We start from the raw sequence: 22181 nt of genomic DNA on the forward strand, positions 1-22181 counted from the left end.
TGCTGGAATATTGGCGCCCCGGCTATTTCTTGCCGCTACCGAATTCCGACATTCGTCGGGTCAGCGCTTCAAGGGATCCGGAACTCATGACAATATCTACGGCCCCGTGGTCTAGGCCGGCCGCAGCTTCACGCATGCGCAAGAGTGTGGCTTCTCGCAGGGCTTGCTTGGATGTGGCAAGCATCCAGGCAGGCACCCGGGTACAGCCTAGGGCGTCGGCCACGTGCAGCTTCCCGCAGAAGCTGGCCCTCGTGCACCGGCCCAGCCGACGCCAGCAGGCCTGAGTGGAGCCGAACCGCAGCTTCAATGGCGGCAGTTGCAAGCATAGGGCGTTGCTCTTCCCACTGCGCAGGACAGGACGGCTGACGTCATCCCACCATGTCGCTCCGCTGTTGGGCGAGGCGCATCAGTTGCCGACGTGAAGTGAGTTGGAGCTTTGCAAAGATGTTCGACAAGTGATATTCGACGGTCTTGGAGCTGACGTACAGTTCGCTCGCTACTTCTTGATTTGTCCAACCTTGCCCGACGAGGCGGGCAACGTCCTGTTCGCGATGGGTTAGGGTTGCGAAGTAGTCCGGCGTCCTGCTGGTAGACGGCAGGCCGCAGAGAGCCAAGTCAGCTTCACATCGCTCAACAAAGGGACGCGCCCGAACTGTCGCGTAGCGACTTCGGGCATGATTGAGGTAGAGGCTTGCCTCCTCGGGCGAGTCGGTCGCGATTAGGAGACGCCCGAGCGAGCGCTCCAGGAAGGCTCTGTGCATGAGCACATCATCGCCTCGGACAGGTAGGTTGAGTCCGGCCTCGTAGGCGTCACGAGCAGCATCTAGCTGCCCGCGCTGGTGGGCGTGCCATCCACACAGTCCGAACGAGATCACTCCGAGGCAGGCGACCTCACGGGCCAGCTCCCTGATCTCTTGCAAGACGGGTTCAGCTTCCGCAAGCCTTCCTGAACCGATGAGCGCCTCTGCATAGAGCGGGAGCCACCATGGTCGCAAGGCCATGCGCCATCCGCGCTCTGGTAGTCCGAGCACAGGCTGTAGTGCTCTCAGCATCCCCGGGTGGTCCTCCTGCGCCTGCGCGAAGACCGCTGCTGCCAAAGCCGGCCATGCCACGTACTGCTCGGGCCCCATCGCTTCCCACCACTGCCGGCACTGCCTGATGTGTGCTGCCGCGCGCTGCCATTCCCCTCGCCCCGAGGCCACGAGCGATGCAGCCATATGTGTCTGGCAGTAAGACCAGGGACGCTCTTCGAAGAATGCAATCGTCACACCGTTCGCGGCATTGATTGCGGCATCGTCCCACGATCCGAGTAGATATTGCACGGACGCCAGGTAGGCATTTGCCTTACAATCCAACATCGGCGATGCATGCGCCCGGGCGAAGCCCAGTGCCACGGAAAGCTCCCTGACTGCAACATTGAGTTCCCCCGCAAGTGCCCAAAATGCGCCACGCCACAAGAGGGACGGAGCATGTGCGGTGGTAGCCCTCTCCGGATCCCGAGGCAAGTCCGCGACTCGTGAAAGCTGCTCAGCCGCCTCACGTGGCCCGCGAGTAAACAGATAGGCGAAACCGTGTGCCAGTCTTGCTTGGAGTTCGGAGAGCGCATCTCTCCGCTCACTGTTCAGGACCCGCCTGGAAACCTTGAAAAGCTCATCCCCCCGGCCGTCCCAGATATGCGTCGCACACAGCCCGCTGGCCGCCAGTACCGCCACATGCTCCAAGGGTTGCGATTTTTCACTGGCCTTAAGGGCTGCGGTAAGGAGCCTTTCAGCCTCAGCGAACTGACCCCGACTCAAGGCGTATCGGGCCACGACACAGTCCCGCAGAGGGGAAGGGGAGCAGGTCTCGACGGCAGACCTCAGCGGCTCGGCCCGCGCTGGGGCCTGGCCCCATTGGAGGAAGGCGGCTGCAGTGAGCACCCGCCGTTCCCGCTCGGCGTCAGTGGCGGACACCCCTGAGGCCCACAGCAAGTGAGTCGATGCGCGCTGGATTTCTCCCCGGGCTGCTTCCTCGCCGGCCCGCTTTTCCAGCTCTGTCGCGAGTCGTTCATCCGCCCCCTCAGCAGCAGTTACCAGGTGTCTCCATACGTCATCGCCATTGCTCAATTCCGCCGCCTTGCGGTGCAATTCCCGCTGGCGTTTCGGAGCGATCCTCTCGTAGATCGCTGCTCTTTGCAGGTCGTGATGTATCTGAACGGGGGTATTCACCTCAGAAGGCCACCATTGTGCCAGCCCTGCAGACAGCAGTGGCTCCAATGCTCCCAGGGCGTCATCGACACCGCTTACGACACCCACCGTTACCAATGGTGACCGTACGTCCAGCACAGCCAAGGCCTCAGCCATGCGCTGGCTCGCCTCGGGCAGGCGCGCGAGCTGTTGCTGCACCGCATCGGAGAGCACCTGGGGAACGGGCAACGTGTTTGCCGGCCCCACGGGGTACGAAGTGGCGGGCGAAATATCAGCCAGCACGGTCCGGACGTAGAGAGGGTGCCCTCCCGTGTGCTGGTGAATCCGATCAATGAGGATCGGATTCAAGGTCTTGCCCGACTCTTGGGCCAGCTGAGCCACGTCGCTACGCTCCAGGCCGCCGAGCAGGAGGCTCGTTGGTTCGAGGGTGGGGGCGAGGCGGAGCCAGGAGTCCGGGTCATAGCCGCCGGGGGTTCCCGGACGGGTGGAAAGAATGACGAAGACCTGGTCGGCCCAGAGGCGAGGCAGCGCGAACCCAAGTGTCCGGGCGGACTCTGAATCCGCCCACTGGAGATCGTCGACCACTATGGCGACGGGGCCGCTGTCCTGGAGACGTCCCAGCAGCCCCAGTAGCTGGCCACCTACCTGGTACGGTGCCGCCATCGTAGGCAAGGGGGTGCTGAACAACGGGAAAGCCTTCGCATCAGCAGCAACAGAGGCCACTATCTGCGAGATCAGCCCGTATGGCACGTCCGCTTCTGTTTCATCGCAGACTGCACGAAGCAGAGTGAAATCACTGAGTTCTGTTGCATACCGCTGAAGCAGGGCCGTCTTGCCGATCCCTGGTTCCCCCACGATGAGCACAGCCTGTGGCCTGCCACCGCGGGCTTCACCAGCACATCGGCGGAGCCGGGTAAGCGCTTCTGTCCGACCGACGAATCCCCTGGAACTGTGCACTGTGGTTGGAGCCGTCACATATCAAGTAAAGCACAATCATGGCACTTTGCGCCGCACATGCGTGCCCAGCAGCCCGCCCCGCGCCCTGACTAGGGATGGCCTTGGCGGCGGCGACTTCTTCGCTGAAGCGAGATGAATGGGCCTCTCACTATGCTCGGATAAGTCCCGGTAGAAATCCGCGTTCTCATGCCGGAAGATCAAAAAGAGCGCTTCAATAGGAAGGATCAAGCAGATTGAATGGCGATGTTGGCATCCTTAATCACGCGGGAAGAGCAGATTGTGCCGCGGATGACGGCATGTCCCACAATGCCTCCGCACCAGCTGCTCGACTATTCCCCGGGAAAACTATTGATCTGAAACTCAAGGGTTCTATTCGAGGATGTAGCGGACGTGGGGTCCGCCGAAGTAGCCGCGGACGATGTGCGGCTGGCGTTGACGCCGGTGGAAGAACCGGCGGGTCTCCGCGGCGAGTTGGGCCTGGTCGCGGGCCCGGCTGTGCATGGGCAGGCTGCGTTTGAGGTCGGCGTTGACCAGCTCGTCAGGGTTGAGTTCGGGCGAGTAGGCGGGCAGGAAATGCAGTTCGATCCGGTCGGAGTGGTCGGCGAGTCAGGGCCCCGGAGGCCCCGGACTCCCAGCTCTGTCCCCAGGGGCAAAGTAACCCGCCGGTTTGTTTCAGGATTTCGGGGCGGCGGTCTCCTTGGGCTGGCGGGGGACGGTCTTGGTCTTGTCGAGGTGCCCGTACACCGTCGACCGTGGCGCGCCGAACATGTCGGCGATCTGCTGGACGGTCTTCTCCCGCTCGTCGTAGAGACGTTGGGCGAGCGCGGCCTGGTCCTCGGTGAGCTTCGGTCGGCGTCCGCCGACCCGCCCCCGGGCTCGCGCGGAGGCGAGCCCGTCGTTCGTATTCGCCACGATCAGCTCGCGCTGGAGCTCTGCCAGTACGGACAGCATCCCGAACATGGCCCTGCCTTCCATGGTGGCGGTGTCGATGCCCTGCTCGATGACGTGCAGCCCGATGCCGCGCTCGCGCAGGTCGGCGCCAAGGGTCACCAGGTGCAGGACGGAGCGGGAGAGCCGGTCGAGCCGGGTGACCTTCAAAGTGTCGCCGTTGCGTAGCAGCTGCATGACGAGGTCGAGCTTCGGGCGGGATGCCTTCGCGCCGCTGGCGACGTCGAGGTGGATGTTGTCGCGGTCGACGCCGTGGCGGAGCAGTGCGTCGATCTGATGATCGGGGTTCTGGTCGGCCGTCGATGTGCGGCAGTAGCCGATGAGCATGTGTCGGAACCTATCGGCCGGACCGTTCACCGACGTTGATTCCGGACGCGAGTTGCCGACACTGTCCACCTGCGGGTTCGTGATCACGGGGTCGAGTGTCGGCATACGGTCGTTTCCCGACGCTGAGCGGATGAGGCGCGGTCTCGCCGAAAGGCAGGGTTTCCGTGCTTGGGGTCGCTGCGTGTAAGTCTGAAGTCGGCTTACCAGTGGCAGCAGTTGTGGCGGCAAGGCGGTGCCGACGAGCTGCTTTCGCGAGGACCGAGCTAGGGCCGGTGTCGCTTGTCGCCACGCTGTCTGGAAAAGCTCGCCAGGTATCTCGAGCAGGGTCCGGCCGCGCATGGGTGGGTGGAGGACCAGGTGTGGACCGCGGCGAGGGTGGCCACGCTGATCGGCAGGAAGTTTCACGTCTCCTACAGCGTCTCGGGCGCGACGAGGCTGATGCACCGGCTGGACTTCAGCCCGCAGGTCCCTGCGCGGCGGGTCGCCGAGCGCGACGAGCAGGCCATGACCGCGTGGAAGGAGGCGGCCTGGGCGGAGGTAAAAGAGTCCGGGCGGCCTGTGGGGCTACATCTGCTTCGAGGACGAGGCAGGCTTCACCCGACGGCCGCCCAGGGGACGCACCTGGGGCCGGCGCGGCCACATCCCGCAGGTGACGGTGAGCGGACGACGCTCGGGCCGGCTGCCCGTGGCCGGGATGATCGCCATGCGGCCCGGCTCCCGGACCCGGCTGTGCCACCGCCTGCGCACCCACCGAGCGGGCAAAGACAAACGTCGCAGCATGGGCGAGCGGGACTTCATCGCGCTGATCGACGGCGTCCACCAGCTCGTCAAGGCGCCCATCCGTGCTGGTGTGGGACCGCCTGAACACCCACGTCTCCCGCGTCATGGGCGAGCTGATCGCCGAGCGTGAGTCGAGTGGGTATGGGCGCACGTCAAGCGCAGCCTGGCCAACCTCGCCGTCGTCGCCCTCGACCGGCTCGAAGCACTCGTACGCAACCGGCTCAAGCGCCTTCAGTACCGATCCGGCATCCTCGACGGCTTCATAGCGGGCACCGGCCTGGCCCTCGACGAACCAGCGTCACCCTGACGAGCCGAAGTCAGTAGTGGGCTTCGCGTGCTTCTGGTGTGGGGCTGTTGAGGAGGTGGGTGATGAGTTGGAAGGTTTCTGTTTCCAGGGAACAGTCCAGTGCGTGGTTGATTTGTTGCACGCGGGTGATGGCGGTGTGGAGCCCCTGCCGGTTGCCGGCCGCGTGCTCGATGCGGAGCCAGTCGCGATACAGGAGTTCCGCGGTGTCGTCGACGTCGAGGCCGGTCACGACAGCGTGGCGGGCTGCGCTGAGATCGTGGTGCGGACCTACTGGCGTGCGGTAGGTGGCGACGGTGTGCGCGACGTCGATGATCCTAGTGATCATTTCCTGCTGATAGGGCTCGGCCCAGGGCAGAGGCCGTCCGCCGAACGGCCGGCCGCGCACCAGGCCGAGTGCTTTCTCCAGATCAGGCAGGCCGGTGGGGCCCAGTGGCAGGGCGTGTTCGACGAGCTGCAGGAAACGGATCCAGTCGCAGCGCACACCGGGGGAGAGCCGGTACGGGTCCTCGCCGGAGCTACGGCGAGGCACGTAGGGATTGCCGGTAGGATCGCTACCTAGAGAGCGACGCAGGCCGCCCACTCGGGCATTGAGAGTGCTCGCCGACCACGGGCTGACGGGATCCATGTCAGAGCACAGCACGTCCGCGCTCCGCCCAGGCCTAAACAGCAGCAATGCGGCGAGCTGCGCCATCCTCGGGCCGTGGCCGGTGCTGTCCACGCCGCTCACCTCGACCGGACCCAGGACCCGAACCTCCGGCCCGTGCAGGTCATGCGCCTCGGACGCCTCCGCCTGCGGCACCTCGTGGTCCTCGACGGAAGCTTCGTTGTCATCCGCCTCCCCGGCCACTGCCCTAGTCGGCTGCGGAGTGGGTGCCACCGCTGCTTCGTTCTCCGGGCCGGGCTCGTCGTCGTCCTGCATCGGCATTGTGGCGGTGGGCAGGAGACGCGGCCCGGACGGATCCGTAGTGGCGGCGACCAGGGCCGGGAACACCTCGCTGCTCCCGTCCGGTGCCACTGCCAACGAGGGACTCGTCGAGGCGGGGGCCAGCGCGATGAGGTCCTCGGATACGGGCGGTTGCGTCTGCGGCGTGCTGTCGGGCTCGTCCGGGACGTCCTGCCAAGGGCCCTCGGCTGGGTGGGGTGGCTGCCCGGACACCTTCAGTGCGGTGGTGATCTGCAGGTAGGCGGCGTGCTCCAGACGCTGCACGGTGATGTCGATGCCCGCGTGGTCGAGGTGCTGTGGCTCGCTGACGGAGGCGTTGAGGAGTTCCGCCTCGGGGAAGCATGAGGCCGCGGAACTCGCCGGTGCGACCAGCGTGACAGGCACCGTGCCGGACCTGCTGATGACATCGGCGAAATGCCAGGCCGTGTCGGCGTCCAGCGGGGCCGCGCACAGCAGCAGGTACGGCTGATGCTGAGTGTCGGGCATCTGATGCGTTTCCAGTACCCGCTCGGACAGATCGCGCAGCGCGTGCGTGGCCTGACGCATGTAGGCGATCCGCGCGGTGGGCAGCAACTGCGGCAGGTCCTCACCGAATCCGATCGCGACGACCTCGACCTCGTTCGCCCACGGGCTCATCCCGAGTTCCAGGGCGAGGGAGGTGCACACCTCGGTGATGTGAGCCGGGCTGCCGTCCAGCAGCAGCGCGGGCATCTGTGCGAGGTTGAGCAGCAGTAGGTCACCCGCCTCGGTGCTGCCGATCGTGACCAGCCCCGGGTACGGTGCCGGTACCTCGCGGGCGGCCTCTTGGTCCAGGAGCACAGCATCAGAGGGCAGGACCCACCAGCCCGCCGTTCCGGAAACGAACGGCGCCGCCGGCTCCTGGGACAGATCCTCGGGTAGCACCTCCATCGCGCGGGCCCCGATCCGTGCGGCCCGCAGGCCTGGCAGACCGCCGTTGCTCTCTGGCTGAGCGATCTGGTGGGCGAGAGTCCGCAGCGCAATGTCCAAGCGGGTGGCTCCGCCGGGCTCGGCGCCCGCCGCTAACTGGGCTTCCGCCGTGGATGTCTCGGGCGCGATGGCGATTGTCTCGCCGGGTTTGCGGCGGCGGCGTTGCAGCGTCCTGCGCAGGGCGAGGGCGCCGGTGACGGCGGCGGCCAGCAGCGCGCCGGCGCCGATAACGGTGCGCAAGTTCAGCGGGCTGCTGGCCGGAGCCTTCGCCGGGGCCTCGGACGCCGCGGGGGCGGATGACGAGGCAGCGGAGGCAGTTGACTCAGCCGAGGGTGAGACGGCGGAGGACGAGGTGTTGGGCCCTGGTGCCGCAGAGGCCAATGCGGACGGTGAGGCCTGATCCTGCCCGGACTGTTCGGCAGCGCGGCTTGCCGAGGCGCTGGGGGCCGGAGCCTGCGGAGCAGGTGTTGCCGTGTGGCTGGGCGCGGGCGCCTGCTCATCTCCAGTGTCCTCGCCCGGGTTCTGCTCGCCGTCGGGCTTCTGGGCGGCCGGGGGAGTGGTCTCCGTGCTTCCCGAGTCATCCCCGGGGGCGTGCTCCTGGGGCGGCTGTCCGGGCTGGGTGCCGGGCACAGTGACCTGCTGCCCGGGACGGATCAGGTCCGGGTCGGTGATGGCGGGCAGGCCGTCAGGCTGCGGCTTGCCGCGGCTGGCATCGAAAAGGCGAGGCCAGTCCTTGCCGTCGCCGAGCTCTGCCTCGGCGATCTTCGACAGGTAGTCGCCGGACTGGACCGTAACGGTGTGCTCGCTCTTCTCGTCGGGGGCCGGGGTGCCATCGCCCAGTTGCGTACGGAGGCCTCCCGCAGCATCCCCGCCATCAGGCATCTGCAGCTGCCAGCCCGGCTGCAGAAAACTGTTGGCGCGGAAGACTTGGCCGTCGACCATGGTCCGGCCCTCGTTCAGGTCGGCGATCTCCCGCCACCGCTCGCCGTCCCCCAACTGCCGCTCGGCGATGGCCCACAGGCTTTCCGCTGGCCGCGCCTCGCGCACCGTGTATGCACGGTGCCTGGTGCCCACGCGCGTCGCGTCTTGGTCGGCGTCGGCCGCCTGCGGGAAGTGGCTCTGGCCGGGCAAGCGGGCCGAGGCGGCGGAGGGTGCTGCCTGGGCGTCGGAGGCAAGGGCCGAGCTCGTGGGGAGCAGGACCAGGATGCTGCCGATCAGGAGCGCAGCGGCCCGCTGGGAGCTGCCCAGTCCGCGCGGGGCGTGCCAGGCCCGGCCGCGCAGTTGTGCGATGAGCTCACGGACGGCGCAGAACGTGAACTGCGCCCACCCGATCCAGCCCACCACAACGAGCAGGAGCAGGAACGCAGCGCCGGTGTCCTGGCGGTCCAGCAGGTGTTGGAGGTCGTCGTGGCTGGATGCCCAGATGATCGGTGTGGCCCACGCCAGCACCAGCGGGAGCCCGGCGACCGCACCGACCAGGACGAGCAGGCTCAAGCCGGCCCTGAGGGCGTGGCCGACTGTGGCGGGGCGGGAGTGGGTGGTGCGCATCAGCTTCCTTCTTCTGGAGCGGTAACGCCGTACAGGAGGGTGGCCTCGCCGTGGCCGATCACAGTGAGCGAGCCGATGCCCACGACGGACAGGAACTTGGTGTCGTACGCGTCGGTGACCGTGACGGTGAGCGTCTTGCCGTCCCCGGAGACGCTGACCGTGCCAGTGGCGTCGACCGAGCTGAGGTAGGAGCGTGCGGCAGCGACCGCGTCCTGCGGATCCACCACGATGGCTTCACCGCTGATCGCCTTGGCGGGATCGATGGCCTGTCCGCCTGCCCGGGCGGCTTCCCCGGCGATGAAGTCGGCGCGTTCCACAGCGCGCATCTTGCTGCCGCCGTCGACCGCGACGCCGATGATGCCGATCAGCGCGACCACGCACACCGCGACAAACACCGTGATGCCGCCGCGGTCGTCGAATCGGGCCTGGTCGGCCAGCCGATGCACGCTCATCAGCCCTCCCGTGTCGGAGAAGCCGTAGGTTCGGCAGCGGCCGCCCGGGCTTCAATGACGCTGGCCCGTCGGCGTGACCCAGCTCCTTCACGGAGAATGACGTCATGACGCGCTGGTTTCGCAGCCACTGGGCCGAAGAAGACACCTGGTTCTACTTCGAGGTCGACGCCGACGGCTGGGTCACCCGTCAGGTCGAACTCCAAGGACCGCTCGAAAAGCCCATCGCAGCCTCGTTGACCGAGTGGAATGCCGCCCAACAGGCCGGAACCCTTGCGGACTACGAAGCGACCTTCGGTGCGACCGCCGAGGTTCCCGTTCATCAGTGGGACATCCGCGATCCGCAGGACCTCACCATCGGAGAGTTCGAGACCGTGTGGCGCACAGCGCGGGCCGTCTGCCAGACAAGAGCTCGAGCACGCTCGACGTGGGGCGCGTGAACCCAAGTGCTGTGGCGCGCTCACTGCGCAGCACCCGCACTTCGTTTCGCGGTCCACGGCACTTCAGGATTCGCGAACCCAAGAGCTCGCTGCCGGTACTGATCCACGACCGAGGTTGCTGTCGAGGTGAGCGTGCGGGCTCCCGGGACGCCCGGCAGCAGCAGGTCCGACAGGGTGACTGTGCAGTGCACGGTCACGGTGACGGTGCCCATCTGGCCCACGGCAGCGTTCAGCCCGCTCGTGTTGATGGTGACGTCGGCGCTCGCGCACGTGATGCCCTGGTCGTCCAGCGACTCGGTTGCCGCGGCGCGGGCGGCGTCCTGGGCGGAGGTGACCGTGCGGTGGATGGACGCCTCACGTGCGGCGTCCTCAACTGCGGCATCGATCTTCGCTCCGGACATGACGAGCCGCCCGCCCGCGATCGCCATACACAGGAACATGATCAGCGGCGGGACGATGATGGCGGCCTCGATCGCCACACTGCCGTCGTCGCTACGCGCCAAGCGTGCCCAACGGGCCCTGCTGATCAACCACTTCACCCCCTTGGGAGCGTCCAGCGCTCCACGGGACCGGCTGCCGACTGACTGACCTGCAAGCCGGCCACGCCCGGGATCATCGACTGGGCCGTGCCCGTCACCGTCAGCCGCACCCGCTCGTCGGTGCTGCCGGCGGTGGAGACGCTGTAGGCGAGCAGGCTGTCGCCCGCCGAACGCCCCAGTACTTCCTGGGCCTTGGCCGTACCGTCGGCGGGGGCGGCCTGGTAAGCGCAGGCTGCCGCCAGCCCTTCGCGGGCGGCGGTCAGCGCGATCGACCGCGCGTAGTACCACATGGACACCTGAATGACGGCGATGGTGGCCAGCAGAACGAACGGGAAGATGATCGCCATCTGTATGGAGGCGTCCCCGCGGTCGTCACGCCATCGCCGGCCGCGCCACCAGGTCTGAAGCCGCTCGCCGCCCAGCATCAGATGCCGTTCAGGGTCCCGTTGTACCGGGCGATCACCGCGGCGATAGTTCCGGCGATCACCAGGGCGCCGGTGACAGCGGCCACCCAGATGATCACGGTGGTGAGGCTGATGTCGCCGCGGTCCGGCCGGCGGGTTGCCTCCTCCATGCGTTCCCGCCACCGTGTGGTGAGCCAGAAGACAGCACGGCGGGTGCGGGCTGCGGTGTACCTCATGGTCCTTACCTCTCAGATGCGTTGAACGGTGTCGGGTCGGTCTTAGACGGTGAGCATGCGGATCACCGCGGGGAACGCCATCAGCAGCATCACGAGCACGGCGAGCAGAGCTCCGGGCGCGGTCATCTTTTCGCTGGCGGCGTTGGCCTCTGTGGCCTGATCGGACAGCAGCTCGGCATTGAGCGCGGCGGTGCGGGCCCGTAGTGCCTTGTAGACGGCGGCGCCGTCGGTGGCCGAGCCGCGCATGATGTCAGCGACGTCGTCCAGGCCCGGCAGGTCGTAGGTATCGGCGAGTTCCGTCAGAGCCTGATAGGGAGGGATCTTCTCCAGCCGGGCCCGGCGCAGCGCCCCCTGCAGATACAGAAAAGGCCAGCCGCGGCCGACCGCAGCCGCCTTCTCCAGCGCCTCCGTTGGACCGGCGTCCGCGGCCCGCCTCAACGCGACCAGGTCCAGGTAGGCGGACAGGGCGTGCGCGAACTCCTCCCGCGCCCGTTTGGCCTGGTCGCGTACGGCGAGGTCAGGGGTGACAAACAGCAGACCAGCGATGGCGAAGCCCACCACGGCGGGTACGTAGAACGGCAGCGAGACACCGGCGATGATCCACGGGATGGTCACCAGCACCGGGCACAGCAGGCCGAGCGCGGCCAGCGCGGTCTTCTTCAGCATGAACTGGCCCGGCCCCTGACCGAGCAGGGCGAGGTTCTTGGTGGGGATCCGCACACCGGGCATGCGCTCGAGGCGGGCCAGCACCCACCTGCCCCACCGTTCCTCACGGTCGAGCTCCGGCTCCGGCATGCTCAGACTGGGCCCGCGCACTACGTGCGAGCGCTGCCGCCAACGCGGGCTGGGGACGCAGCAGTTCACGCACCAAGAGCGCGACGCCGCCCCCGACAGCGCCGCCCGTGAGGAGCACAGGAATCAGATTCACGACCGGGCTCCCCCCATCTCACGCTCTACCCCGGCCGTGTCCTGCCCGGCCGCGGGAACCGAGGCGGGAAGCCGCACGCTGCTGCGCGCGTCCGCGATCAGGAAGCGCGGGATACGGCGGAAGGTGCCCATCTGACGCATCATCGCCAGCACGCCGACGAACCCTGCCGTCAGGAAGGCGAGCACCAGCTGGCCCAGCAGCGTGCCGTAGGGGCGGGTGTAGGACGGGACGAAGAATCCGCCGACGATCACACCCAGGGTGATGAAGGTCATCCACCGCACGGTGGTGCGCGGCTTGGCGCGGTCCGCCTCGATGGAGCGCTTGCGGGCGACTTCTTCACGGACCGTGCCGGCCAGGTCCTCCAGCGCTTGGGCGAGGCCCGGGCCGCGGTCGCCCGACGACAGGATCAAAGCGGCGGTCACCTTGTCCGCGGTGACGTCATCCAGCTCGGTGGCGAAGGCGCGCAGGGCCTCCTCGGGCCGCCAACCCAGTCGCAACCGGTCGGACAGGCCGGCGATCTGGGGCGCCAGCGAGTCCGGTGCCCCCTTCCGACTGGTGATCATTGCTTGTTCCAGGCCCATGCCCAACCGCAGCAGACCGGCCAGGCGCTGAGTCCACTCACTCAACGCCTCCAGCTGACCGATCCGCTCTTGCGCGAGACGCGCCGGGGCGACCAGCCAGGGCACCCCAACGACCGCGGCGCCGAGAAGTGCCCCGGCCACGAAGTTCCCCGAGACCAGCCACACGGCAAGGAAAACCACGAGCGCCGAGACAGCTAGCGTCCGCCGCCGCAGCCTGACGCCCTCGGCCTGGTCCCGGCCTGTGCGCAACGCCTGCCACCGCTGCCGCAGTGGAGCTCTGCGGGGCGCCGTGGTCCCGGCCAGCCCGACGATCACGCCGATCAGTCCGCCGACCACGGCCATCCCGGACAGAAGGCCCAGAAACAAGGTCACCGGCTTACCCCCACCTTCAGGGGCAACGGCGCAGTCCAGGCCCCGTAGTGCTGTTGCAGCAGCGCGGAGTCGAAGCCGACCCGGCGCAGATCGTCGATGCACCCGGGATCCATCCGAGGCACTGCCCGCAGCTCGCCGAACTCGGTGCCGGGGGAGAAGACTTCGTTGGTGGCGGGGCGGCCGGACTCGCCGATCCCGGTGAGCTCCAGGACGTGGGAGACGTAGCGGTGGCGGCGGCCACCGATCTGCGTCTCGTCCGTCATGTCGACGTACACGATGAAGTCCAGGCCGTTGGCGGTCTGCCGGTACGCGAGCTGCTCGGACAGATTCTCCTGGGCGAGCGCATACAGCTCGGCGATCCGGTCGAAGATGATGTCCGGGCGCCGGGCGTGGATGGTGCACAGGTTGCCACCCGAACCATTCGTCAGCGCCTGCATCATGGCAACGACTTCAGGGCCGCGGACCTCGCCGACCACGATCCGCTCCAGCGACATCCGCAGCGCCGGATGCATCAGATCCAGCAGCGTGACCTCGCCGGCGCCGCGACCGGTGACGTCCTTCTCACCGTTGGACTCACGGCCCACCAGAGAGACGACCTGGCGGTGGTAGCCGTTGCTGTGGGCGAACAGCTCGTCCTCGGTCTGGATCGTGGCGAACCGGCACTCCGGGTCGAACTCCTTGAGCATCGCCCGCAGCAGCGTCGTCTTTCCCGCCTTCTGCTTCCCCGCGATCATGACGTTCTTCTCCGCGCGCACGCACGCGCCGAGGAACTCCCGCAGGACCTCGTCGATCGAGCCCAGCCGCACCAACTCGTCCAGGTCGGCGTGCGAGACCCGGTGCCGGCGGATGACCGCATAGGTCATCGGACCCAGCCCGGTGATCGCCTGCAGACGGGATCCGTCCTGCAGAGACAGCGCGAGTGTAGGGCTGGCGGTGGAGATCGTGCGTTCGCTGAGCCCGGAGTCCCGGGCCAACTCCCGCAGCAGATCCAGCAGTTCCTCTTCAGAGTCCGCGATCGGGCCGACCATGCGCCGCTGGCCGTCGCCGTAGTCGAGCCACACCTCGTGCGGTCCCTGGATGATGATGTCCTCGACCCGTTCATCGTCCAGGTACGGCTGCAACCGGCCCGCCCGGTACAGCAGGTCGTACACGGCACGCCGCAGCCCGTCATCTTCGTGCGGTGTGGGGCTCACACCGCGCTCGACGCCCTGAGCGTCTGCCCACAGTGCGACCGCTTCGTTGATCCAGTGCAGGCACTGTTGCTCTTCGGTGGCTCGGTCCACATTCGGGCTGGTCTTCAGTAGCGCCTCGCGCTGCCGGGCGACCTGGCCAGCGATGTGCCGGGCGACCTTGTAGTCGACGGTGACTTGGGGTGCTGCCGTCCCGAGCGGCTGCGCGCTCGCAGCGGCCCCGGCGGGCGCACGGTTGGCGCGCTGCGGCCATCCCTGAGAGTGGCCTGGCAGGGGATTCACGCTGGGGTCGGGGTGCAGAGGTCTACCGCGCATGGCTCACCTCCACGCCCGGGGCGAGGCGGGCGCGGCGCAGCGCAGCGCGCTGGACCAGCACGGTGCTGCCCGTGCGGGCCGCCTTCATCAGCGGCGACCTGGCGAAACGGCGGGGCTGCTCGGCGCCGTCGGACAACACCCGGGCATCCACGGGCGCGTACGGCAGGGTCGCTACCACCGGCACCTGGAGCACTCGCTTCACGTCACCGGCCGGGTAGGCCCCCTCATCGATCACCACGAGCCCGACGTCGCCGATACGTTCCTCCAACGCGCTCACCCGCGTCTGCGCGGCCTGCAGCCCGCGCAGCGTGTTGCGGACCACCACCACGACGAGGTCAGCCTGCTCGGCCAGAACACCGGAAGGGCCGACCGCCCCCGAACGGCCGAGGTCGATCAGCACATCGTGGTCGGTCTGCGTATCGATGCCCCGGAACATCGTCGCGAGCGCCTTCCAGACCGGGCTCAGGCTCGCCGCCTGCGCAGGATCCGTGATCCCAGGCAGCAGCAGCCGGTCACGCGGCGACGCCTTCGTACCGTCCTCACCGCTCAAGTCGATCAGCTGCCGCCAGAACGCGTCGCTGAACTCACCTGTCCTGACGGCGACGGAGAGGTTCCGCAGTCCGTAGCGGTCACCGAGCGTGCCCTGCAGCAAGCCATGCAGCACGGCACCGCCGTCGGGGTCGCACTCGGCGAGGATCATCTTCCGGCCCGGCTGCAGCGGCCAGTTCAGCAGCAGCGCCAGAGCCGTGGTGGTCACCCCCGGCGCGCCGCTGCAGCCAGCCAAAGCGATCACACTCATCAGCTGCCGTCCGGAGCGTCAAGAACCAGACGCAGCGTGCCAGCCGACACCCACGCCGCAGCGGTCGGGCCGTCGGTAGCGGCGGTCGCGACGTCGACGACCACAACACCGGTGCCGGGAGCTGCCCCTGAGGCCTTCACGACCCGGCCCGCGATCGTCTCGGGTGATGTGTCGCCCTCCACGTCCGCGTTGCTCGCGCCCTGGGCCGGAACGTGGACCAACTGCACCTTCTGGCCCGGCACAAGCGCCGTGGCCGGTACTTGCTCCGGCTTCAGACCGATCGGCACAAGCTGTTCGCCTGCCTTGACAAGGCTGTCCTTGGTCACCTGGGACGGAGCGAGCAGCGAGCCGGACTTGAGTTCGACCGCCGCCCGCTTACCGACCACCGAATCCCGGTCGTCGGCCTCAAACGCCTTCAATGCCGGATCCAACGCGACGGAGGCCGCGCCCAGGTCCTGCTCGGTGAGTACCTGACCGACTTGAACCTCGCGGACCACGGTCACCACCTCGGTTCTGTGGCCGACCTGCAGCAGCAGGACCGCTACCCCGACGCCGCCAGCAGCGATCAGCGCCAGCGATAAGGCGATAACGCCCGGACGGCGCCGACGCGCTGACACACGTGGTGGCATCACCGGGCCGGCAACCTGAGCCTGCCGTGGCAGGCCGGTCGCGGTGGCTGTGCGTGCTTGTGTCTTGCTCAACGTTCTGCCCTTCCGGCGGCTCTACCTGACGACCTGCAGCTCGCCGATCGCCACCTGCGCGTTGGTTTGCCGGATCTCGGTGAGCTGACCGGCCGCTCCGCCGCCCTGCCAGTCGATCGTCCACGTCGAGGTAGCCGTGACCGGGAACTTGCTGCCTGGGGCACCATCTGAGGTCTTTGCGTAAACGTGCCCGCAGGTCGGCGACTCGGCCATGCTCTCGGACGCCTGGTAGGGGGTACCGGGGCCATTGCAGGTCACGCTGACACCGTCACCCATCTGCCACACGATCTTCGAGACCTTCGCGGTCGCGGTGACGGTCACCCCGCCCGCCGAGGCAGAGGCGGTGTTGGGGCCATAGGTCGTGGCGCTCTGGTTGACCCACATCCACACCGGGACACCCACGGCGTACCGCCCGGCCGTCTTCGGGCTCGCGACATCTGGGCCAAGCAGCGTCATGGAGTCGACCGCACGCTCCGCCAACTCCTGCGGATTGGCCTGCTGCTGAGGGGTTTGACCGTTCGGCACGGAGATGAACCCGTCGGGGTTGTCCTGGCCACCGTTCGAACAGGAGTAGAAATACAGATCGCTCTTCTTCGGGTCGGCGCCTTTCCAGAGCTCGACCGCGCTAGCTGGTGGCTCAGGGTCGATCTTGGTGTACCCGCATTTCAACCCGCTGTTGCTGCCCTCACTCCCGTTCCCCGAGTCCGTCTGTGTGTCCTTGCCGCCTGGCTCGCCACCGACGGAGACATCGACGCAGAACTTGATGACCTCGCACTGACCCGCCCCGACATCGGGGTCCTCACCGGCCTGGGCGGCGCCCGCGGCGGCCAGGACGAGTGCGGAACTGAGTAGGGCAGGGCGCCGTATCAGCAGGGCTGCGTTTGAGCGGTCAACTCGGTGACCATCCACTTTGCCCCCCACTTCTCCAGCTTTGCGGTGCTGATGTATTTGACGAGCCGCGTCGACGGCAGCGGGACCTCCTTCTTCGAGGCCTTGTCGATCAGGGTCCACTTCGTGGTGTCGACGCAGTCGGTGAGGGTGGCCTTGGGAATGTCGCCGTCGGTAACCTTGGGGTCTCGGGGGTGAATCGCGGGCTTTCCGGTCGTCACCTGCCCGGCCTTACGCATGGTCGTCAGGTCCTTCTCGATGAGGCCCAAGGCCCGAAGAGTGGTGGTCTTTCTCAAGCCGGTGCCTGCAGAGGACGCCTTGGCGTAGGCCTCAGTCTGGGCTTTCCAGGACTGGGTGTACGCGGCGAGGACTGCGGCCTCCTCAGCATCAGCCGTGGAATTGGGGGATGCAGTCGGGGTTGCGGTAGGCCTCTGGCTGGGTGCGGATGGCGACGCCTTTGGGTCGCTGTCGCTGCAGCCGGCTAGCCCCATCAGGCTGCCCGCAAGGAGCAAGGCGGTTGCATTCCTGTGGATGCGAACGGTAGTGAATCCCGTCCCGCGGCGTTGTGCTTGTGTCACGTAGTCTCCCCGTACGACGCGATGTGGCAGACCGCTGCCCGAGATGCCGTGTACAGCAGTGCATAGCCGCGTCCTGTTCGAGCTGCGGTTATGCGTTTGTGTGACCGAGACATTACGTAGACGCCAGCCAACTTCCCAGCCTAATATTTGGGTCGACTCGCACAACCTGTGACATACGTGGTCGCATTCGCAACTGGATGTCGACTTGTAGTCCCCTACGTTCGCTAATTCCTTCAGTGAACGAGGGCGAGCGTCCTGTTCCTGGTTGGATCACAGTGCCATGTGCATCCAGAGGATGATCGCGTCGCCGTCTAGCGTTTCGCGTGACGCTGGGAGCTGACGGCGCACCAAGTTCAGGCGCTCCGCTTTCCGGCGGACACCACGGCTAGTGGCTCGCAGGGGCAGCCACCACCGGAGTCATGGACCGTGCTGCCGTTTGTGCGCCTCGCGCAGGACGGCACGTCTATCGGGCTGGACGTAGACGATGAACACAGCCTCCTCGAGGAGGAGGGAGGCCACGTTGCACACTTCCTCACAGGACAAGGTCAATCCGTCGACGAGGTTCTGGTTGCTGCAACGTCCGCGCGTCGTCGAGCTTCCGTATGGCCTCTGCTGTGACGCTTCGGCTCACCACGTCGGCGATCTTCCCCTTGCGGTTGCTTCCAGCTGCGCCTCAGTAGCGCGCTACACCGCGGCCACAGCAGCGCACACGGTACCGGGACTGCCCCTTAGGGGCGGGTTTGTGCTGCGCCAAGGGCGTACCAGGACCACCAAGCGGACCATTGTCAGCGCGTGCTAAGACGACGTCCCGGATTTCGACGTCGCAGCGAGGCGTGGAACTCCGCTGCGCACCGATCAGCGGCTGGCTCGGATCATCACGATGAGTACTGGTGAAGCCGGTGACGGCTGGCTCTGTCCGATGTCCTCGTACCCCCACGCCCTGTAAAGCGCGTGAACTTTTCCGTCCCCAGCAGCCGGGTTGACCATGAGAGTGACGTGCGGCTCGTCGCGTGTGGCAAGGAGAGCGTCATGGATACGGCGGGACGTGCCGGTCTTCCGCCAGATTGGGCGGACGCCGATCTCCTTCAGGGCCAAGGCCGGACGCTCGGTGTACTTCTCGGCTGGCGTCGGGCTTGTGCGCTGCCAGTAGCGGTCGCCGTGCTCGATGGTGTTGCCGTAGGCGTAGCCGACCGGATGGCCGTCCGCGTATGCGAGGACGGCCGTGAACCCCGGTTCGGCGCCGTGCCGGTCCAGGCGCTCACCGAACGCGGTGACCGCGTAGTTCGGCAGGTGGAGCAGCGGGGCGCGCACGTCGGCATACACGTCGAGGAGGTCGCCGCGGGCGGTGTCGAGGGTGGTGAACGTGCGCAGTTCGATGGCGGGGGCCGTGGTCATGCCGCCATCCTCCAGGTAGCGGCGTGCTCGGTCCAGGTCTGTACGCTGGAGCTGCCCGGCGCTGTGGCGCGCAGCGCGGCCCCGAATTCCTGCAGCATGCGCGTTACCCGGGCGTGCTGCGTGGCGGCGTCGGCGGGGACCCTCATGGCGGTGGCTGTGGCGGCTTCAGGGGCGCCCTGGGCGAGCTGGGCGTGTGCGAGCCGGGTCGTGGTGATGGCCCGGGACCGGATCATGTGAGGCCGGAGGGCGGACAGGCAGCGGTGGGCGTGGTACTCGGCGGTCGAGTAGTCACCGAGCGCCAAGTGCGCAGAGAGGGCCAGGGAGTCCAGCTCGGCCTGGTCGTAGAAGGCAAGCATCCACACCGGCCGGTAGTCGGCAGGGTCGGCGCGCAGCATGGCGTCCTGAGCCTGCTCGAAGGCACGGCGGGTGCCGGTGCGGTCCTGTGCCGCCCCGTGGATGGCGGCCTGGCGGGCCAGGCCAAGGGAGGCGAACAGGGGGTCACGGCGGGTGAGGTGCAGGTTGCGTGCGACGTCGTTGGCGGCGAACGCGTCGGCGGGACGGCCCATGTGCCGGTACATGGTTCCCGCGTGGCTCCAGATGCGGAACTTGATCGCCTGGTCGCCGGACATCTCGGCGAGGGCCTGGGCCTCGCGCATGTGGGCCTTGGCGATGTCGTAGCGCCGACCGTCGATGGCAGCCCACATTGCCGAGGATCGGAACGCCGCTGCGGAGGCGTAGAGGTTGCTGCGTACCCGCTGGCTGGCGCTGCCGGCGTTTTGGAGGTTTAGGGCCTCGTCGGCGAGCGCGGCGGCCCGCTCCTCGATGCCGAGTTGGCCGCCATGGCGGTGGTCGCTGGCGATGATTTCGGCGAAGCGCTTCTGTAGGCGGTCGACGTCGCTCATGCCGATGCGACGCGGGGATGCGGTGCCGGGAGCGGCAACTGCTGCGGCGGCAGCCGCAGCGATCCCGCCGACGAGAGTGCGGCGCTTCATATCGGGGTCCTCCTGCTGCGGTGGCGCTGGGTTGGACGGTGTCCGGCCCCGTGGCACGAACCCTAGAGCGATGGCGGGCAGGCCACTGACGTCCTCAAGTGCTCTGCGGGTAGCCGATTTGGGCCACCTGACCCGGCCTGCTTTCCAGTCCCGGACCGATGAGCCGTCGAGGCCGCCGGTCCTTCCGGTCAGCTGCTCTAACGCCCTGTTCACAGCGTCAGCGAGGCTGTTGGAGCTGTAGCCGTGTTCGTCCATCCACGCCTCAAGAATGGTGTTGCGCGTGGTGTCCATGTCCGCACGGTAGCTCCCGTGCCCCCTCACCCGCCAGGTAAACGGAAGGTCAAATCGCCCTAGGTCGTTCCGTTGTGAGAGCCATTAATCGCCCTAATCACTCTGCTTGCAAAGGGGGTTGTCTTGTTGGTGGTCGCCCCGCCAAGCCACATAGTGCGGGCGGCTGTTGACGGCCTGGCCCGCTCTTGCAGGTTCCCCCCCCCGCGAGGGTGGGCCAGGCGCCGAGACAACACGAAGGCTCCACCCCAATGATGAGTCTCACTAAGCAAGTTCACGTCGCTTCCGTCGGTCGCCCCGCGTACAGCCAGACCTTCCCCTGCGAGCCGTCCACGGCCGAGATCGGCCGCCGGCTCCTCCGGGACGTCCTCAGCATTTGGCGCCTCGACCGCGTTGCCGACCATGCCCTGCTGATCGTCACAGAGCTGATCGCGAACGCCGTCAGGCACACCCCGTCCCACAAGATTCGCCTCATGGCTGAGCTGCCGAGTCCAACACGGCTCCGTGTCGGGGTCCTGGACCGGGCGCCGACGCGCTTGCCGGCATTCAGAAGCGCTGATGACGATGACGAGTCGGGCCGCGGATTGCTCCTCATCAACGCGGTCGCTGACCGCTGGGGCTATGACTTGCACAGCTCGGGAACGGGCCCATGGGGTAAGGAAGTTTGGGCCGAACTCCGCATCGAGGACGGTGCGTGATGACCCTCGCGCGCCTGCCCCTTCGAGAGGTAGTCCTCCATCAGCCCCGCCGACAGTTGGCCATGGATAGTGCCCTCTGCACGCCTTCGCTGAGCGCGATCGTCCGGCGGCAGGGCGAATTGCGCCACCGAAGCCTGCCGTTTCAGGTCTGGGCCTGCATGCCCGACTGGCAAGCGGCGAGATCGCCCAGGTACGCCTGGTGCCGGTACGCCTTACCTGGGGAGGTGTGGTGACTGCTGTGGGGCAGCACTGGATCCGCCCTGTGGAGCGGTGGGCACCGCCGCTCGACGGTCAGGCGCTGACGGTGCTCCTGGCCAAGGTGCGTGCGTGGGAGGCCTTTGACGGTGAGGCGCTGCTCGGCGACGTGGCTGCTGTGTTGGACGACGTTGTACCTGCCGAGCAACAGGTCGACGAACTTGCGGAACGGCTCCGAGGTCACTTGATGCGGCTCGTGACCATCGCTGTCGCTGCCGAAGTAGAGCAGCGGGACGACACAACAGCCCGGCTAATGAGCCAGGCACGCACATTGCGCATTGAGGAGGCGCCGGGCGACCACTGCAGGGCCGTTGGGTATCTCCGCCGGATGGGCTGGATCACCAATGAGTTGCTGGAACGCCTGGTGGCTACGAAGTGCCTGAAGGAGGCAGTGTGATCACTCCTCCGCTCCCGTACTCGCCACGCCCAAAGACGACAGAGAAAAACGGTCCCGTGCGCCCCTCGACCGAGCCCGGCCTGGTCCCCTACATCACCCAGCGGCTGGGTGAGGAGGCGGCGCCGGCCAACCTCCTCATCCAGCGGCATCCCTCCGGCCTGCGGCTGTACTACCGGGACGAGGACCCCAGAGACCGGCCTATGCGCGGCGTTCTGTGGGCGCGGTGCGGATTCAACCCCGTAGACGAACGACACATGCCGACGGGTGTCCCGCAGTGGAAGTTCATGCACCCGTACCGGCAGATGCTCACCATGCAGGCGCTGCGCTGTCAGGTCTGCGCAGAACAGGCCCGCACACCGCTGGGCTTCATCTTCCTGGCAGGTCCCAAGGACGAAGACCCGCAACAGCCCACGATCTACACGAACCAGCCGCCGGTGTGCGTCAAGCACGCCCGCGCCGCTGCTGCGTTGTGCCCGCATCTGGAGAGAAGCCCGATGGTCTTCCTGGCCCGGAGCGCGCCTTTGTACGGCGTCCACGGCACCCTCTATGGCCTCGACTCACGCAGCGAAGTGCACGTCGTCGCCAGTCCTGATCAACCCCTGCCCTTCGGTCATCCGAACATCCCCACCCTCCTCGCCTCACAGCTCATCCGCCGGCTCAGTTCCTTCCGAGTCCTCGACATGGAACAGCTGCTGGGCGCGCTGGAGGCGGCTGCCTAAACCCCTTCCCGGTGGCCCGGTGGATCGGCCAGCGCTATCGGGAAGGCCCAGCCTTCGGCGCGGGGGCGAGCTT

Annotated in this window: 19 protein-coding genes and 4 pseudogenes; 6 read left to right on the forward strand and 17 right to left on the reverse strand. The window is 67.3% G+C overall.

The features are described 5' to 3' along the window. Positions 1–368 precede the first annotated feature (368 nt). From AB5J55_RS44165 to AB5J55_RS44175, 3 genes and pseudogenes are all read right to left on the reverse strand, one after another. Positions 369–3161, reverse strand: coding sequence for an AAA family ATPase (locus AB5J55_RS44165; protein ID WP_369275989.1), 2793 nt, complete (start codon positions 3159–3161; stop codon positions 369–371). Positions 3162–3512: 351 nt separating this feature from the next. Next, positions 3513–3740 (reverse strand): annotated as a pseudogene (locus tag AB5J55_RS44170) (transposase); the annotation flags it as partial. A gap of 75 nt (positions 3741–3815) precedes the next feature. After that, positions 3816–4418 (reverse strand): recombinase family protein, encoded by a 603-nt coding sequence (locus tag AB5J55_RS44175; RefSeq protein ID WP_369275990.1) that lies wholly within the window; start codon positions 4416–4418, stop codon positions 3816–3818. 375 nt (positions 4419–4793) lie between these two features. On the opposite strand from AB5J55_RS44175, the pseudogene AB5J55_RS44180 reads away from it, so the two are divergent. Together AB5J55_RS44180 and AB5J55_RS44185 are read left to right on the forward strand one after the other, a co-directional pair. After that, a pseudogene (locus AB5J55_RS44180) lies at positions 4794–4883 on the forward strand (winged helix-turn-helix domain-containing protein); the annotation flags it as partial. 184 nt (positions 4884–5067) lie between these two features. Next, a pseudogene (locus AB5J55_RS44185) lies at positions 5068–5505 on the forward strand (IS630 family transposase). Between the two features lie 10 nt (positions 5506–5515). Here the strand turns inward: AB5J55_RS44185 and AB5J55_RS44190 are convergent. Then, entirely contained in the window at positions 5516–8944 is a 3429-nt protein-coding gene (locus tag AB5J55_RS44190; protein WP_369275991.1) for a hypothetical protein, read from the reverse strand. Beyond that, on the reverse strand, positions 8944–9396 hold the full coding sequence (locus AB5J55_RS44195; RefSeq protein WP_369275992.1) for a pilus assembly protein TadG-related protein: 453 nt from the start codon (positions 9394–9396) through the stop codon (positions 8944–8946). The genes AB5J55_RS44190 and AB5J55_RS44195 overlap by 1 nt, the downstream gene beginning before the upstream one ends. Positions 9397–9500: 104 nt before the next feature. On the opposite strand from AB5J55_RS44195, the gene AB5J55_RS44200 reads away from it, so the two are divergent. Next, a complete protein-coding gene (locus AB5J55_RS44200; protein WP_369275993.1) occupies positions 9501–9833 on the forward strand; it encodes a hypothetical protein in 333 nt (110 codons plus the stop codon). Between the two features lie 20 nt (positions 9834–9853). Here the strand turns inward: AB5J55_RS44200 and AB5J55_RS44205 are convergent, their stop codons facing one another. From AB5J55_RS44205 to AB5J55_RS44260, 12 genes and pseudogenes are all read right to left on the reverse strand, one after another. Beyond that, positions 9854–10312, reverse strand: coding sequence for a TadE/TadG family type IV pilus assembly protein (locus tag AB5J55_RS44205; protein ID WP_369275994.1), 459 nt, complete (start codon positions 10310–10312; stop codon positions 9854–9856). 56 nt (positions 10313–10368) lie between these two features. Next, complete coding sequence (locus AB5J55_RS44210; protein WP_369275995.1) at positions 10369–10797, reverse strand: TadE family protein; 429 nt, start codon at positions 10795–10797, stop codon at positions 10369–10371. Continuing rightward, positions 10797–11012 (reverse strand): hypothetical protein, encoded by a 216-nt coding sequence (locus AB5J55_RS44215; protein WP_369275996.1) that lies wholly within the window; start codon positions 11010–11012, stop codon positions 10797–10799. Before AB5J55_RS44215 ends, AB5J55_RS44210 begins: the two co-directional genes overlap by 1 nt. 42 nt (positions 11013–11054) lie before the next feature. Then, positions 11055–11940, reverse strand: a pseudogene (locus AB5J55_RS44220) (type II secretion system F family protein). Then, positions 11937–12893 (reverse strand): type II secretion system F family protein, encoded by a 957-nt coding sequence (locus AB5J55_RS44225; protein ID WP_369275997.1) that lies wholly within the window; start codon positions 12891–12893, stop codon positions 11937–11939. Before AB5J55_RS44225 ends, AB5J55_RS44220 begins: the two are co-directional and overlap by 4 nt. Continuing rightward, positions 12890–14398 carry a CpaF family protein gene (locus AB5J55_RS44230; RefSeq protein WP_369275998.1) on the reverse strand — a complete coding sequence of 503 codons (1509 nt, stop codon included), beginning with the start codon at positions 14396–14398 and terminating at the stop codon, positions 12890–12892. The genes AB5J55_RS44225 and AB5J55_RS44230 overlap by 4 nt, the downstream gene beginning before the upstream one ends. Further along, a complete protein-coding gene (locus AB5J55_RS44235; protein WP_369275999.1) occupies positions 14388–15197 on the reverse strand; it encodes a hypothetical protein in 810 nt (269 codons plus the stop codon). The genes AB5J55_RS44230 and AB5J55_RS44235 overlap by 11 nt, the downstream gene beginning before the upstream one ends. Next, a complete protein-coding gene (locus AB5J55_RS44240) occupies positions 15197–15898 on the reverse strand; it encodes an SAF domain-containing protein (RefSeq protein ID WP_369276000.1) in 702 nt (233 codons plus the stop codon). The genes AB5J55_RS44235 and AB5J55_RS44240 overlap by 1 nt, the downstream gene beginning before the upstream one ends. Before the next feature lie 21 nt (positions 15899–15919). Further along, on the reverse strand, positions 15920–16807 hold the full coding sequence (locus tag AB5J55_RS44245; RefSeq protein ID WP_369276001.1) for an ATP/GTP-binding protein: 888 nt from the start codon (positions 16805–16807) through the stop codon (positions 15920–15922). Then, positions 16765–17364 (reverse strand): hypothetical protein, encoded by a 600-nt coding sequence (locus AB5J55_RS44250; protein ID WP_369276002.1) that lies wholly within the window; start codon positions 17362–17364, stop codon positions 16765–16767. Before AB5J55_RS44250 ends, AB5J55_RS44245 begins: the two co-directional genes overlap by 43 nt. Positions 17365–18219: 855 nt before the next feature. After that, on the reverse strand, positions 18220–18759 hold the full coding sequence (locus AB5J55_RS44255; RefSeq protein WP_369276003.1) for a GNAT family N-acetyltransferase: 540 nt from the start codon (positions 18757–18759) through the stop codon (positions 18220–18222). Continuing rightward, the gene (locus tag AB5J55_RS44260; RefSeq protein ID WP_369276004.1) at positions 18756–20042 is read right to left on the reverse strand and encodes an XRE family transcriptional regulator; all 1287 of its coding nucleotides are present in this window, start codon (positions 20040–20042) and stop codon (positions 18756–18758) included. Before AB5J55_RS44260 ends, AB5J55_RS44255 begins: the two co-directional genes overlap by 4 nt. 248 nt (positions 20043–20290) lie before the next feature. On the opposite strand from AB5J55_RS44260, the gene AB5J55_RS44265 reads away from it, so the two are divergent. From AB5J55_RS44265 to AB5J55_RS44275, 3 genes are all read left to right on the forward strand, one after another. Further along, positions 20291–20737, forward strand: coding sequence for an ATP-binding protein (locus AB5J55_RS44265; RefSeq protein WP_369276005.1), 447 nt, complete (start codon positions 20291–20293; stop codon positions 20735–20737). Between the two features lie 229 nt (positions 20738–20966). Then, positions 20967–21389 carry a DUF6415 family natural product biosynthesis protein gene (locus tag AB5J55_RS44270; protein ID WP_369276006.1) on the forward strand — a complete coding sequence of 141 codons (423 nt, stop codon included), beginning with the start codon at positions 20967–20969 and terminating at the stop codon, positions 21387–21389. Between the two features lie 56 nt (positions 21390–21445). Continuing rightward, positions 21446–22108 (forward strand): hypothetical protein, encoded by a 663-nt coding sequence (locus AB5J55_RS44275; protein WP_369276007.1) that lies wholly within the window; start codon positions 21446–21448, stop codon positions 22106–22108. The last annotated feature ends 73 nt before the right edge of the window (positions 22109–22181 follow it).

Source organism: Streptomyces sp. R11, from assembly GCF_041051905.1.
GTDB lineage: Bacteria > Actinomycetota > Actinomycetes > Streptomycetales > Streptomycetaceae > Streptomyces.